We start from the raw sequence: 12,850 nt of genomic DNA on the forward strand, positions 1-12,850 counted from the left end.
GATGAGTAACCGTCCCCCCTTTTGAGCAGGCAGGGAGCCGCATCCCGATGTCCGAGCCGGAAGAGCGTCAAGAGATCCACGAGACTCAAGGGATCGATATCCACACGACCGCGGGCAAGCTCGCGGATCTCCAGCGCCGCATCGACGAGGCGACGCACGCCGGCTCGGAACGCGCCGTCGAAAAGCAGCACGCCAAGGGCAAGCTGACGGCCCGTGAGCGGATCGAACTGCTGCTCGACGAGGATTCCTTCGTCGAGCTCGACGAGTTCGCCCGGCACCGGTCCACCAACTTCGGCCTGGAGAAGAACCGGCCGTACGGGGACGGTGTCGTCACCGGGTACGGCACCGTCGACGGCCGTCCCGTCGCCGTCTTCTCCCAGGACTTCACCGTCTTCGGCGGCGCCCTCGGCGAGGTCTACGGCCAGAAGATCGTCAAGGTGATGGACTTCGCGCTGAAGACCGGCTGCCCGGTCATCGGCATCAACGACTCCGGCGGGGCACGGATCCAGGAGGGCGTCGCCTCCCTGGGCGCCTACGGCGAGATCTTCCGCCGCAACACCCACGCCAGTGGAGTCATCCCGCAGATCTCGCTGGTCGTCGGGCCCTGCGCGGGCGGCGCGGTGTACTCCCCGGCCATCACCGACTTCACGGTCATGGTCGACCAGACCTCGCACATGTTCATCACCGGCCCCGACGTCATCAAGACCGTCACCGGCGAGGACGTCGGCTTCGAGGAGCTCGGCGGCGCCCGCACCCACAACGCCGTCTCCGGTGTGGCCCACCACATGGCGGGCGACGAGAAGGACGCCATCGAGTACATCAAGCAGCTGCTGTCGTACCTGCCGTCCAACAACCTCAGCGAGGCCCCGGTCTTCCCGGAGGAGGCGGACCTCACCGTCACCGACGAGGACCGCGAGCTGGACACCGTCGTCCCGGACAGCGCGAACCAGCCGTACGACATCCGCACGGTGGTCGAACACGTCCTGGACGACGGCGAGTTCTTCGAGACCCAGGCGCTGTTCGCGCCGAACATGGTCACCGGCTTCGGGCGTGTCGAGGGCTACCCCGTCGGCATCGTCGCCAACCAGCCCATGCAGTTCGCGGGCTGCCTGGACATCGACGCCTCCGAGAAGGCCGCCCGGTTCGTGCGCACCTGCGACGCGTTCAACGTCCCGGTGCTGACCTTCGTGGACGTCCCCGGCTTCCTGCCGGGCGTCGACCAGGAGCACACCGGCATCATCCGGCGCGGCGCCAAGCTGATCTACGCCTACGCCGAGGCCACCGTCCCGCTCATCACGGTCATCACCCGCAAGGCCTTCGGCGGCGCCTACGACGTCATGGGCTCCAAGCACCTGGGCGCCGACCTCAACCTGGCCTGGCCGACCGCCCAGATCGCCGTCATGGGCGCCCAGGGCGCGGTCAACATCCTGCACCGCCGCACCATCGCCGAGGCGGAGTCCGCCGGAAATGGCGAGGCCACCCGGGCCCGGCTGATCCAGGAGTACGAGGACACCCTCCTCAACCCCTACATCGCGGCCGAGCGCGGCTACGTCGACGCGGTGATCATGCCGTCCGACACCCGCGCCCACATCGTCCGCGGCCTGCGTCAGCTGCGTACGAAGCGGGAATCCCTGCCTCCGAAGAAGCACGGCAACATCCCCCTGTAAGGAGCCGCTGTGACGATCAGAGTCGTACGGGGCAACCCGACCCCGGAGGAGCTGGCCGCCGCCCTGGCGGTGGTCCGCGCCCGCGCCGCGGCGGCAGCGGCAACGCCGCCCGGCGCGAAGGGCCCGAGGGACGCCTGGTCCGACCCGGGCAGGATCGCGGGCGCCCACCTGCCCAAGCCGGGCCAGGCGTCCTGGACCCGCACGTACTGGCCGAGCTGAGGCGCGACGCCCCAACTTGAGTAGCAGTACTCAGGCGTCCGGCCGCCACCCGGCCGCACGCTGGACGAGTGCTGTGGTCAGACCCCGAGAACGAGCCGCCGAAGGAACTGCGCGACGCGCAGGACATGCTTCGGCGGCTCGGCTTCCTCATGGCCCTGGCCATGATCCTGGCCATGGTCGTGATCGGCCTGAGCTAGCGCGGCGACGGGGCTAACCTGACGGCATGACTGCCAAGCCACGCCGCCGCCTGATCCTCGCCTCCCGGTCCCCCGCCCGCCTGGGCCTCCTGCGGCAGGCCGGCCTCGATCCCGAGGTGATCGTGAGCGGCGTCGACGAAGACGCCCTCACCGCCCCCACCCCGGCGGAGCTGGCGCTCGCCCTGGCCGAGGCGAAGGCCTCGGTCGTGGCGGCGAAGCCGGAGGTGCAGGGCGCCCTGGTGATCGGCTGCGATTCGGTGCTGGAGCTGGACGGGCACGCCCTCGGCAAGCCCGCCGACGCCGAGGAGGCGATCGCCCGCTGGAAGGCGATGCGCGGGCGCGCCGGGACCCTCCAGACGGGCCACTGCATCTGGGACACGACCGCCAAGCGGTACGTCTCCGGCACCGCCTCCACCGTGGTCTGCTTCGGCGAACCGAGCGACGAGGAGATCGCGGCGTACGTGGCCTCCGGCGAACCCCTCTACGTCGCCGGGGCCTTCACCCTGGACGGCCGTTCGGCGCCGTTCATCGAGGGCATCGAGGGCGACCACGGCAACGTGATCGGCATCAGCCTGCCCCTGGTGCGCAAGCTGCTGGCGGAACTGGGCGTCGGCATCACGGAGTTGTGGTCGCCGGCCGAGTGACCTGGGCGGGCACGGCGTCCTGCGGCTCGTCGTCCCCGCCGTCCCCGTCCTGCGGCTCGTCCGTACGGGGGGCGGGTACGGCCGCTCCGGCCGGGGCCGTGGCCGGCTCGGTGGCGGCCTCCGGGTCCCCGCCCGCCCCCGCCCCGTCGCCCGGGGCGGCCGGCTGCGGGCCGCCGTCGCGGTCGTACGTCATCAGGAGCAGGACGACGAGGCCGAGCACCACCACCATGAACAGGAACGCCGTCCAGCCGACCGGGCCCCAGGCGAAGGCGCCCAGCAGGCCGTGCACGACCGCCACGCTGATCAGCAGGACGCGGCCGAAGCCCGCGGGGGCGCGGTCGCGTATCGCGACCAGGACGGCCACCAGCGCGCACAGCACGAAGTAGAGGCCGAAGACGAGGCCGCCGATCTTCGAGGACGTCGACATCACGTGCGGATCGAGGCCGGCCAGGGACATCTGCTGCCGGTCGACGACCACGCCGAGGAACCAGTTCAGCGCCGCGACGAAGAACGCCTCCGCCAGAAGGACGACCGCCACGACCCATGCCACCGGTCTGCGCACCACCGGTCCCCACCCACTCTCAAGCCACGCCGCTGTTACCCCAGGTACGTTCGAGTCGTCATGAACGCTACTAACGGGTAAACCCCGGGACAAGGGTTCGCGCAGCAGCAAAGAATCATTGGGCCATTCGTAGGGACTCGACAAAGAAACAGAGTGGGCCGCAGCACGCCCTCACAGAGACCTTGACCACACGACGGGGCTAGGGTTTCCGGGAGGAGCCCTGCGTACCGAGGTGCGACAAGGCTTTTCACGGGTCGAGCGCGCCTCGAATCACGCTCCGTGTGGGCAAGCTCACCATCGGGGATGGGTCGAAGTGCCGTGTCGGCAGTCCCTAAACTCGGCTTGTTTCAAGGAGGGAGCCTCAATCGTGCGCAAGGTGCTCATCGCCAACCGTGGCGAAATCGCTGTCCGCGTGGCCCGGGCCTGCCGGGACGCCGGGATCGCGAGCGTGGCCGTCTACGCCGACCCGGACCGGGACGCTCTGCATGTCCGCGCCGCGGATGAGGCGTTCGCCCTGGGCGGTGACACCCCGGCCGGCAGCTACCTGGACATCCAGAAGGTCCTGAACGCCGCGCGGGAGTCCGGCGCGGATGCCGTCCATCCGGGTTACGGCTTCCTCTCGGAGAACGCCGACTTCGCCCAGGCGGTGCTGGACGCGGGCCTGATCTGGATCGGCCCACCGCCGCAGGCCATCCGCGACCTCGGCGACAAGGTGGCCGCCCGCCACATCGCCCAGCGCTCCGGCGCCCCACTGGTCGCCGGCACCCCCGACCCGGTCTCCGGTGCCGAGGAGGTCGTGGCCTTCGCCGAGCAGCACGGCCTGCCCATCGCGATCAAGGCCGCCTTCGGCGGCGGCGGCCGCGGCCTGAAGGTCGCCCGCACCCTCGAAGAGGTCCCCGAGCTGTACGAGTCGGCCGTGCGCGAGGCGGTCGCCGCCTTCGGCCGCGGCGAGTGCTTCGTGGAGCGCTACCTGGACCGCCCGCGGCACGTGGAGACGCAGTGCCTGGCGGACCAGCACGGCAACGTGGTCGTCGTGTCGACGCGTGACTGCTCGCTGCAGCGCCGCCACCAGAAGCTGGTCGAGGAGGCCCCGGCGCCGTTCCTGTCCGAGGAGCAGGTCGCCGAGCTGTACCGCGCCTCCAAGGCCATCCTGAAGGAGGCCGGCTACGTCGGCGCCGGCACCTGTGAGTTCCTGGTCGGCCAGGACGGCACGATCTCCTTCCTGGAGGTCAACACCCGCCTGCAGGTCGAGCACCCGGTGACCGAGGAGGTCGCCGGCATCGACCTGGTGCGCGAGATGTTCCGCATCGCCGACGGCGAGGAACTCGGCTACGACGACCCGGCGCTGCGCGGCCACTCCTTCGAGTTCCGCATCAACGGCGAGGACCCCGGCCGCAACTTCCTGCCCGCCCCCGGCACGGTGACGAAGTTCGACGCGCCGTCGGGCCCCGGCGTCCGCCTGGACGCCGGCGTGGAGTCGGGCAGCGTGATCGGCCCGGCCTGGGACTCCCTGCTCGCCAAGCTGATCGTCACGGGCCGTACCCGCAAGGAGGCCCTGGAGCGCGCCGCCCGCGCCCTGGACGAATTCCAGGTCGAGGGCATGGCCACCGCGATCCCCTTCCACCGCGCGGTGGTCAGGGACCCGGCGTTCGCCCCCGAACTGACCGGCTCGGACGCGCCGTTCACGGTCCACACCCGCTGGATCGAGACCGAGTTCGTCAACGAGATCAAGCCGTTCGCCGCCCCCGCCGACGTCGAGGCGGAGGAGGAGACGGGCCGCGAGACGGTCGTCGTCGAGGTCGGCGGCAAGCGCCTGGAGGTCTCCCTCCCGTCCTCCCTCGGCATGTCCCTGGCCCGCACCGGCCTCGCGGCCGGCGCCAAGCCCAAGCGCCGCGCGGCCAAGAAGTCCGGCCCCGTCGCCTCCGGCGACACCCTCGCCTCCCCGATGCAGGGCACGATCGTCAAGGTCGCGGTCGAGGAGGGCCAGGAGGTCAAGGAAGGCGACCTGGTCGTCGTCCTGGAGGCCATGAAGATGGAACAGCCGCTGAACGCGCACAAGGCGGGCACCGTCAAGGGCCTGAGCGCGGAGGTCGGCGCGTCCGTCACCTCGGGTGCGGCGATCTGCGAGATCAAGGACTGAAGTCCGGCACCACGTCAGTGAGTTGGCCTCCGGCGCATGCCGGGGGCCAACCGCTTTTCCGGGCCCTAAGCTGGCCGCGTGGACTTCGTCTTCACCGTCACCAGCACCGGTACCGGCCGCTTCGACGGGCTGCTCCGGTGGTTGCGGCAGGACGCGCCGGCAGGGGCGTGGTCCGAACTGCCGGCGAACGCCCCGGACAGCGTGGACGTCCAGGTCAGGGGCGACGCCTTCGCGGCGGCCCGGTTCGCACGGTCCCTGATCGACTGGCTGAACCTGTCCGACCGGACCGCCGCCACCATCACCGTCACAGTTGACGCACCCTCCGGGCGCAGGAGCGTCGTCCTCACCTCCCGCCGGACCGATCTTCACGAACTCGTGGACGAGGTCAGTCAGTTGGCCGCGCAGGAGGACGCCGTCGAGGGCACGGTCGTGGGCCACACCTCCCCCGGCCCCGTCCTCGACCCCGACGACGACTGGGCGCGGGAGGGGGAGGAGTCGTAGCCCGTGGGAGACATCGCCAAGGGCGCCCTCGGCGGCGGCTGGACGCTGCTCGTCGGCTGGATCCTGCCGGCCGCGCTGAATCTGGCCGTGTTCCTGTTCGCGGTCGCGCCCAGTCTGCGCCGCCCCGCGCTCCTGACCGGGCACTGGCCGGCGACAGGAGGCCATGCCGCCCTGCTGCTCCTGGTCGCGGCCGTCCTGCTCGGCCTGGTCCTCAACGCACTCCAGACGCCCCTCTACCGCTTCCTGGAGGGGTACGCGCTGTGGCCGGCCGTGGCGTACGAGCGTGGCTGCCGGGTGCAGCGGGCCCGGCGTCAGCGCATCGCCGACCGGCTGACGGCCACCTCCGGCACCTCACCCATCCGGCGGGCCCTGCTCACCGAGAAGCTGAGCCGCTATCCGGTGAGCGACGAGCAGATCGCCCCGACCCGGCTCGGCAACGCCGTCCGCCGCTTCGAGGAGTACGGCCACGACCGCTACCGGCTCGACACCCAGGTCCTGTGGAACGAGCTGACCAGTGCCGCCCCCGAGTGGACCCGCAGACAGAACGACACGGCCCGCACCAACGTCGACTTCTTCGTGGCCCTGCTGTACGGCCATGCGGCGGTGGCCGGTTCGGCGTGCGCCGCGCTGGCGTCCGGCCGGGCCGACCGCCCCATGCTGGTCGTCACGGCCGTCGTACTGACCTCCCTGATCCCCGTCTGGTACCGGGCGGCGGTGGCCGCCACCGACGAGTGGGCGGCGGCGGTACGCGCCCTGGTCAACCTCGGCCGCAAGCCCCTGGCCGAGGCGCTCGGCCTGGTCCTGCCGGCGGATCTGGAGGCCGAGCGCACGATGTGGCAACTGGTGACCCGCATGTCCCGACGCCGCTACGCCCCGGCAGCCAGATCGGCCTTGGCCCCGTACCGAGCGCACCCACCCGAGCCCCCGGACCGGCGAGCCTGAAGGGGCGCGGGGCTGTATTCGATGTGCGGCTCCGCCGCGTGGGCGCGAGCAGCCACAACGCACCCGCACCCGGACCCGCCCGACGCCCCGAACTGCCAGGGCGATCGGGCACCTCAGCGGCGCCGCAGATCAGCGACGCGCCCCCGCTCCACCCCCGTCGGCTCCAATCCCGCCCCCGAGCGGAGCGCCACATGCCCGCGTCGTGGCCCCGGCAGGGGAGCGCGCCGCGCCGGGGCCTGCTCACCCCCCGGAGGTGCTCCGTTCGCCCCCGCGACGGCGATCTGCACCCCCTGGTCGGCAAGGGCCTGCAACTCGGTGGCGGCGCGGTCGTCGTGGACGGGAGGCTCGTCGGTGACCAGGCGGGTGATGAGGTCGGTGGGCACGGTCTGGAACATCGTGTCCGTGCCGAGCTTGGTGTGGTCGGCGAGGACCACGACCTCCGCGGCGGCCTGGACGAGAGCCCGGTCGACGGACGCCGAGAGCATGTTGGAGGTGGACAGCCCGCGTTCGGCGGTGAGCCCGCTCCCGGAGAGGAAGGCCTTGGACACTCTCAGCCCCTGGAGGGACTGTTCGGCGCCGGAGCCGACGAGGGCGTAGTTGGAGCCGCGCAGGGTGCCGCCGGTCATCACGACCTCCACCCGGTTGGCATGGGCCAACGCCTGGGCGACCAACAACGAGTTGGTGACGACGGTCAGCCCGGGCACCCGCGCGAGCCGGCGGGCCAGCTCCTGCGTGGTGGTACCGGCGCCGACCACGATGGCCTCGCCTTCTTCGACGAGGCCCGCCGCGAGGTCGGCGATGGCCGTCTTCTCGGCGGTCGCGAGATGGGACTTCTGCGGAAAGCCGGACTCTCGCGTAAACCCGCCCGGTAGTACCGCACCGCCGTGCCGGCGGTCGAGGAGTCCTTCTGCCTCCAGTGCCCGCACGTCCCGCCGTACGGTCACTTCGGAGGTCTGGACGACGCGGGCGAGTTCACGGAGCGACACGGCACCGTTCGCTCGCACCATTTCGAGGATCAATTGGCGACGTTCAGCAGCGAACACGAAACTGACAGTAACCCCAGCGACCGTCTGGTTTCAGCAGTTTGCGCCGAATAACAGAAGTTGTTCGCATGGCAGGGTGGGAAGTGGTATAGGACCTACCCGCCCCGACTATGCCGTACGCAAACGCGGCAACTCCCCGTGACCAGGGGGAAGCCGGAACCGGCCGTCAGGCCTCCACGCCGGCCTTGCGGGTGTGGAGCTGGCGGGCCACCTCGGCGATCGACCCCGAAAGGGAGGGGTACACCGTGAACGCGTTCGCGATCTGTTCGACCGTCAGATTGTTGTCGACGGCGATCGAGATGGGGTGGATCAGTTCCGAGGCGCGGGGTGCCACGACCACACCGCCGACGACGATGCCCGTACCCGGCCGGCAGAAGATCTTCACGAAGCCGTCCCGGATGCCCTGCATCTTCGCGCGCGGGTTGCGCAGCAGCGGCAGCTTCACCACCCGGGCGTCGATCTTGCCCGCGTCCACGTCCGCCTGCGTGTAGCCGACGGTCGCGATCTCGGGGTCGGTGAAGACGTTGGACGACACCGTCTTCAGGTTGAGCGGGGCCACCGCGTCGCCGAGGAAGTGGTACATGGCGATACGCCCCTGCATGGCGGCGACGGAGGCGAGCGCGAAGACTCCGGTCACGTCACCGGCCGCGTACACGCCGGGAGCGGTCGTCCTCGACACCTTGTCGGTCCAGATGTGGCCGGAGTCGCGGAGCTTGACGCCCGCCCCCTCCAGTCCGAGCCCCGCGCTGTTCGGGATGGCGCCGACGGCCATCAGGCAGTGCGTGCCGCTGATGACGCGCCCGTCGGCCAGCGTGACCTCCACCCGGTCCCCGACCCGCTTGGCGGAGGCGGCACGGGAGCGGGCCATGACGTTCATGCCACGGCGCCGGAAGACGTCCTCCAGCACGGCGGCGGCGTCCGGGTCCTCGCCCGGCAGCACGCGGTCCCGGGAGGAGACCAGGGTGACCTTGGACCCCAGCGCCTGATAGGCGCCGGCGAACTCGGCACCGGTCACACCGGAGCCGACCACGATCAGCTCTTCCGGCAGCTCGGTGAGGTCGTAGACCTGGGTCCAGTTCAGGATGCGCTCGCCGTCGGGCTGGGCGTCGGGCAGCTCGCGCGGGTGACCGCCGGTGGCGATGAGGACGGCGTCGGCGGTGAGGGTCTCCTCGGTGCCGTCGGCGGCGGTGACGACGACCTTCCGGGACCCGTCGAGGGCCTGCATGCCCTCCAGCCGGCCGCGCCCGCGCATGACCCGGGCGCCGGCGCGGGTGACGGAGGCGGTGATGTCGTGGGACTGGGCGAGCGCCAGCCGCTTCACCCGGCGGTTGACCTTCCCCAGGTCCACGCCGACCACCCGGGCCGCCTGCTCCAGCGGCGGGGTGTCGTCGGCGACGATGATCCCGAGCTCCTCGTACGACGAGTCGAAGGTGGTCATCACCTCGGCCGTAGCGATGAGCGTCTTCGACGGCACGCAGTCGGTCAGCACCGACGCTCCGCCCAGGCCGTCGCAGTCGGCGACGGTCACCTCCGCACCGAGCTGGGCGGCTACCAGGGCCGCCTCGTATCCGCCGGGTCCGCCACCGATGATCACGATCCGAGTCACGTACTCCATTGTCCCGCACGCTTCAAGGTGCTACTGCCCGGGGGCGCACACGAGTGTCGTACGGGGCGCGAGTGACGCGTCTTTCCCTGCCGTACCCTCTCCCCATGTCGCTCTATGCCGCGTACGCCGGCAACCTCGAAGCGCGCCTGATGTCCTTCCGCGCCCCGCACTCCCCGCTGCGCGCCACGGGCTGGCTGAACGGCTGGCGGCTGACGTTCGGCGGCGAGCACCTGGGCTGGGAGGGCGCCCTCGCGACGATCGTCGAGGATCCGCTCGCGCAGGTCTTCGTCGGGCTGTACGACATCGCACCCCTGGACGAGGAGTCCCTCGACCGGTGGGAGGGCGTCGGCGACGACGTCTATCGCCGGGTACGGGTGCGCGTGCACACCCTGGACGGCGAGGAGGCGGCGTGGACGTACGTCCTCAACGCCTACGAGGGCGGCCTGCCCTCCGCCCGCTACCTGGGCGAGATCGCCGACGCGGCGGAGTCCGCCGGGGCGCCCCACGACTATGTGATGGAACTCCGCAAGCGTCCCTGCTGACCCTTCTGGCCCTGCTGTCCGTTCTGCCGCAGCTTTCGTCGGAAACGACAAGACAACGATCGCCATCCCGTGACGTCTGTCATCTACGCGCGTAGGCGAGAAGCGGCTACCCTCGTCCACGTGAACGCATCTCTTCTTCCGGACGACATCCAGGGCGACCCGTACGCCGCCGCCGACGCCGCCGCCGCGCGACTGCGCGAACTGACCGGCGCCGAGACCCACGACGTCGCCCTCGTGATGGGCTCCGGCTGGGCTCCGGCCGTCGACGCCCTGGGCGCACCCGACGCCGAGTTCCAGGTCACCGAGCTGCCCGGCTTCCCGCCGCCGGCCGTCGAGGGGCACGGGGGCAAGATCCGCTCGTACTCCATCGGTGACAAGCGCGCCCTGGTCTTCCTGGGCCGCACCCACTACTACGAGGGCCGTGGCGTCGCCGCCGTCGCCCACGGCGTCCGCACGGCCGTGGCCGCCGGCTGCAAGACGGTGGTCCTCACCAACGGCTGCGGCGGCCTGCGCGAGGGTATGCGCCCCGGCCAGCCGGTCCTGATCAGCGACCACATCAACCTGACGGCGACGTCCCCCATCGTCGGCGCCAACTTCGTCGACCTGACCGACCTGTACTCCCCCCGCCTGCGCGCCCTGTGCAAGGAGATCGACCCCTCCCTGGAGGAGGGCGTCTACGCGCAGTTCCCCGGCCCGCACTACGAGACCCCGGCCGAGATCCGCATGGCCCGCGTCATCGGCGCGGACCTGGTCGGCATGTCCACGGTCCTGGAGGCCATCGCCGCCCGTGAGGCGGGCGCCGAGGTGCTGGGCATCTCCCTGGTCACCAACCTGGCGGCCGGCATGACCGGCGAGCCCCTCAACCACGAGGAGGTCCTCCAGGCGGGCCGCGACTCGGCGGCACGCATGGGCGAACTGCTGGGCCGGCTGCTGGGCAAGCTGTAGACGCCGCCGAGCCCGTCCGCCTGCTTTCCGGCCGACAGCTTCGGGATGGGGGTGCCCCCGCGCGAGCGCAGCCGAGCGTGGGGGAGGGCAGGAAACGGGGGTCTGGGGGCGGAGCCCCCAGTGGACCAGGCAAACACGGAGAGGTTGATCCCAAGGTGCACGACGATCTCATCAGCAAGGCCAAGGCCTGGCTCGCCGAGGACCCGGACACGGAGACTCGCGAAGAACTGGCCGAGCTGATCGACGCCGGTGACACAGCGGAGCTGTCCGCCCGCTTCAGCGGCACGCTCCAGTTCGGCACGGCCGGCCTGCGGGGCGAACTCGGCGCGGGCCCCATGCGCATGAACCGCAGCGTCGTCATCAGGGCAGCCGCCGGCCTCGCCGCGTACCTCAAGAAGAACGGCCACACCGGTGGACTCGTCGTCATCGGCTACGACGCCCGCCACAAGTCCGCCGACTTCGCCCTCGACACCGCCGCCGTGGTGACCGGTGCCGGCCTGCGCGCCGCCGTACTGCCCCGCCCGCTGCCCACCCCGGTCCTGGCGTACGCCATACGGCATCTCGGCGCGGTCGCGGGCGTCGAGGTCACCGCCAGCCACAACCCGCCCCGGGACAACGGCTACAAGGTCTACCTCGGCGACGGCTCCCAGATCGTGCCGCCCGCCGACGCGGGGATCGCCGCCGAGATCGACGCGATCGCCTCCCTGCACGACGTACCCCGCCCGGACGCCGGCTGGGAGATCCTGGACGACGCGGTCCTGGACGCCTATCTGGCCCGTACGGACGCCGTGCTGGCCGAGGGCTCCCCCCGCACGGCCCGCACGGTCTACACGGCGATGCACGGCGTCGGCAAGGACGTCCTGCTGGCCGCCTTCGCCCGGGCCGGCTTCCCGGAGCCGGTGCTGGTCGCCGAACAGGCCGAGCCCGACCCGGACTTCCCGACGGTCGCCTTCCCGAACCCGGAGGAGCCGGGCGCGATGGACCTGGCCTTCGCCCGGGCCCGCGCCACCGGACCGGACCTGGTCATCGCCAACGACCCCGACGCCGACCGCTGCGCCGTGGCCGTCAGGGACGGCGCCGACTGGCGCATGCTGCGCGGCGACGAGGTCGGCGCCCTGCTCGCCGCCCACCTGGTCCGGCGCGGCGCGCGGGGCACCTTCGCCGAGTCGATCGTCTCCTCCTCCCTCCTCGGCCGGATCGCCGAGAAGGCGGGCCTGCCCTACGAGGAGACGCTGACCGGCTTCAAGTGGATCGCCCGCGTGGACGGGCTGCGCTACGGCTACGAGGAGGCCCTCGGCTACTGCGTCGACCCGGAGGGCGTGCGCGACAAGGACGGCATCACGGCGGCCCTGCTCGTCACCGAGCTGGCCTCGCAGCTCAAGGAGGAGGGCCGTACCCTCCTCGACCTGCTGGACGACCTGGCCGTGGAGCACGGCCTGCACGCCACCGACCAGCTGTCGGTCCGGGTGCAGGACCTCTCGCTCATCGCGGACGCGATGCGCCGCCTGCGCGAACAGCCGCCGACCGGACTGGCGGGCCTGGCCGTCGTCCGCGCCGAGGACCTCACCCGGGGCACGGAGGAGCTGCCGCCCACGGACGGCCTGCGTTACACCCTCGACGGCGCCCGCGTGATCGTCCGCCCGAGCGGCACCGAGCCGAAGCTGAAGTGCTACCTGGAGGTCGTCGTGCCGGTCGCGGACCACGCGGCCCTTCCGGCCGCCCGCGCCCGCGCGACGGAACTCCTCACCGCGATCAAGCGGGACCTGTCGGCGGCCGCCGGCATCTGACCCGTACGACGCCCGGAACGACGAGATGGGGTGCCCCGGCCCGGGGCACCCCATC

At 71.5% G+C, this 12,850-nt stretch carries 13 protein-coding genes; 10 read left to right on the forward strand and 3 right to left on the reverse strand.

The window, feature by feature from the left end; all coding sequences use genetic code 11:
• Positions 1-47 precede the first annotated feature (47 nt).
• The 4 genes from ACWGJ5_RS24960 (at position 48) to ACWGJ5_RS24975 (ending at position 2,727) form a co-directional block, all read left to right on the forward strand.
• Positions 48-1,667 carry an acyl-CoA carboxylase subunit beta gene (locus ACWGJ5_RS24960; RefSeq protein WP_453311884.1) on the forward strand — a complete coding sequence of 540 codons (1,620 nt, stop codon included), beginning with the start codon at positions 48-50 and terminating at the stop codon, positions 1,665-1,667.
• Positions 1,668-1,676: 9 nt separating this feature from the next.
• Positions 1,677-1,886 carry an acyl-CoA carboxylase epsilon subunit gene (locus ACWGJ5_RS24965; RefSeq protein ID WP_453311885.1) on the forward strand — a complete coding sequence of 70 codons (210 nt, stop codon included), beginning with the start codon at positions 1,677-1,679 and terminating at the stop codon, positions 1,884-1,886.
• A 68-nt stretch (positions 1,887-1,954) separates the two neighbouring features.
• Positions 1,955-2,083, forward strand: coding sequence for a morphogenic membrane protein MmpB (gene mmpB, locus ACWGJ5_RS24970; RefSeq protein ID WP_283844159.1), 129 nt, complete (start codon positions 1,955-1,957; stop codon positions 2,081-2,083).
• 26 nt (positions 2,084-2,109) lie between these two features.
• Positions 2,110-2,727 carry a Maf family protein gene (locus tag ACWGJ5_RS24975; RefSeq protein WP_453311886.1) on the forward strand — a complete coding sequence of 206 codons (618 nt, stop codon included), beginning with the start codon at positions 2,110-2,112 and terminating at the stop codon, positions 2,725-2,727.
• Here the strand turns inward: ACWGJ5_RS24975 and ACWGJ5_RS24980 are convergent.
• The gene (locus ACWGJ5_RS24980; RefSeq protein WP_453311887.1) at positions 2,699-3,289 is read right to left on the reverse strand and encodes a hypothetical protein; all 591 of its coding nucleotides are present in this window, start codon (positions 3,287-3,289) and stop codon (positions 2,699-2,701) included. The genes ACWGJ5_RS24975 and ACWGJ5_RS24980 overlap by 29 nt on opposite strands.
• Positions 3,290-3,656: 367 nt before the next feature.
• Between ACWGJ5_RS24980 and ACWGJ5_RS24985 the strand changes: the two genes are divergently transcribed.
• The 3 genes from ACWGJ5_RS24985 to ACWGJ5_RS24995 all read left to right on the forward strand — a co-directional run bounded on the left by ACWGJ5_RS24985 (position 3,657) and on the right by ACWGJ5_RS24995 (position 6,872).
• A complete protein-coding gene (locus ACWGJ5_RS24985; RefSeq protein WP_453311888.1) occupies positions 3,657-5,429 on the forward strand; it encodes an acetyl/propionyl/methylcrotonyl-CoA carboxylase subunit alpha in 1,773 nt (590 codons plus the stop codon).
• Positions 5,430-5,507: 78 nt separating this feature from the next.
• Positions 5,508-5,930 (forward strand): hypothetical protein, encoded by a 423-nt coding sequence (locus ACWGJ5_RS24990; RefSeq protein ID WP_453311889.1) that lies wholly within the window; start codon positions 5,508-5,510, stop codon positions 5,928-5,930.
• A gap of 3 nt (positions 5,931-5,933) precedes the next feature.
• Positions 5,934-6,872 carry a hypothetical protein gene (locus ACWGJ5_RS24995; RefSeq protein WP_453311890.1) on the forward strand — a complete coding sequence of 313 codons (939 nt, stop codon included), beginning with the start codon at positions 5,934-5,936 and terminating at the stop codon, positions 6,870-6,872.
• Between the two features lie 113 nt (positions 6,873-6,985).
• Here ACWGJ5_RS24995 and ACWGJ5_RS25000 read toward each other — a convergent pair whose 3' ends face one another.
• Both ACWGJ5_RS25000 and ACWGJ5_RS25005 read right to left on the reverse strand, forming a co-directional pair.
• A complete protein-coding gene (locus tag ACWGJ5_RS25000; RefSeq protein ID WP_453311891.1) occupies positions 6,986-7,915 on the reverse strand; it encodes a DeoR/GlpR family DNA-binding transcription regulator in 930 nt (309 codons plus the stop codon).
• A 166-nt stretch (positions 7,916-8,081) separates the two neighbouring features.
• The gene (locus tag ACWGJ5_RS25005; RefSeq protein WP_453311892.1) at positions 8,082-9,530 is read right to left on the reverse strand and encodes an NAD(P)H-quinone dehydrogenase; all 1,449 of its coding nucleotides are present in this window, start codon (positions 9,528-9,530) and stop codon (positions 8,082-8,084) included.
• Between the two features lie 95 nt (positions 9,531-9,625).
• On the opposite strand from ACWGJ5_RS25005, the gene ACWGJ5_RS25010 reads away from it, so the two are divergent.
• The 3 genes from ACWGJ5_RS25010 (at position 9,626) to ACWGJ5_RS25020 (ending at position 12,795) form a co-directional block, all read left to right on the forward strand.
• Positions 9,626-10,063 (forward strand): gamma-glutamylcyclotransferase family protein, encoded by a 438-nt coding sequence (locus ACWGJ5_RS25010; protein ID WP_453311893.1) that lies wholly within the window; start codon positions 9,626-9,628, stop codon positions 10,061-10,063.
• A 120-nt stretch (positions 10,064-10,183) separates the two neighbouring features.
• Positions 10,184-11,008: a purine-nucleoside phosphorylase gene (locus ACWGJ5_RS25015; protein ID WP_228621046.1), complete on the forward strand. Its 825-nt coding sequence runs from the start codon at positions 10,184-10,186 to the stop codon at positions 11,006-11,008.
• Between the two features lie 155 nt (positions 11,009-11,163).
• Entirely contained in the window at positions 11,164-12,795 is a 1,632-nt protein-coding gene (locus ACWGJ5_RS25020) for a phospho-sugar mutase (protein ID WP_453311894.1), read from the forward strand.
• Positions 12,796-12,850: the final 55 nt, after the last annotated feature.

The organism is Streptomyces sp. NPDC054783, assembly GCF_053611725.1.

What these genes read in the sequence shown, in the direction of transcription:
- ACWGJ5_RS24960 (WP_453311884.1), top strand. Translation starts at nt 48, where the DNA reads ATGTCCGAGCCGGAAGAGCGTCAAGAGATCCACGAGACTCAAGGGATC.
- ACWGJ5_RS24975 (WP_453311886.1), top strand. Translation starts at nt 2,110, where the DNA reads ATGACTGCCAAGCCACGCCGCCGCCTGATCCTCGCCTCCCGGTCCCCC.
- ACWGJ5_RS25005 (WP_453311892.1), bottom strand. Translation starts at nt 9,530, where the DNA reads ATGGAGTACGTGACTCGGATCGTGATCATCGGTGGCGGACCCGGCGGA.
- ACWGJ5_RS25010 (WP_453311893.1), top strand. Translation starts at nt 9,626, where the DNA reads ATGTCGCTCTATGCCGCGTACGCCGGCAACCTCGAAGCGCGCCTGATG.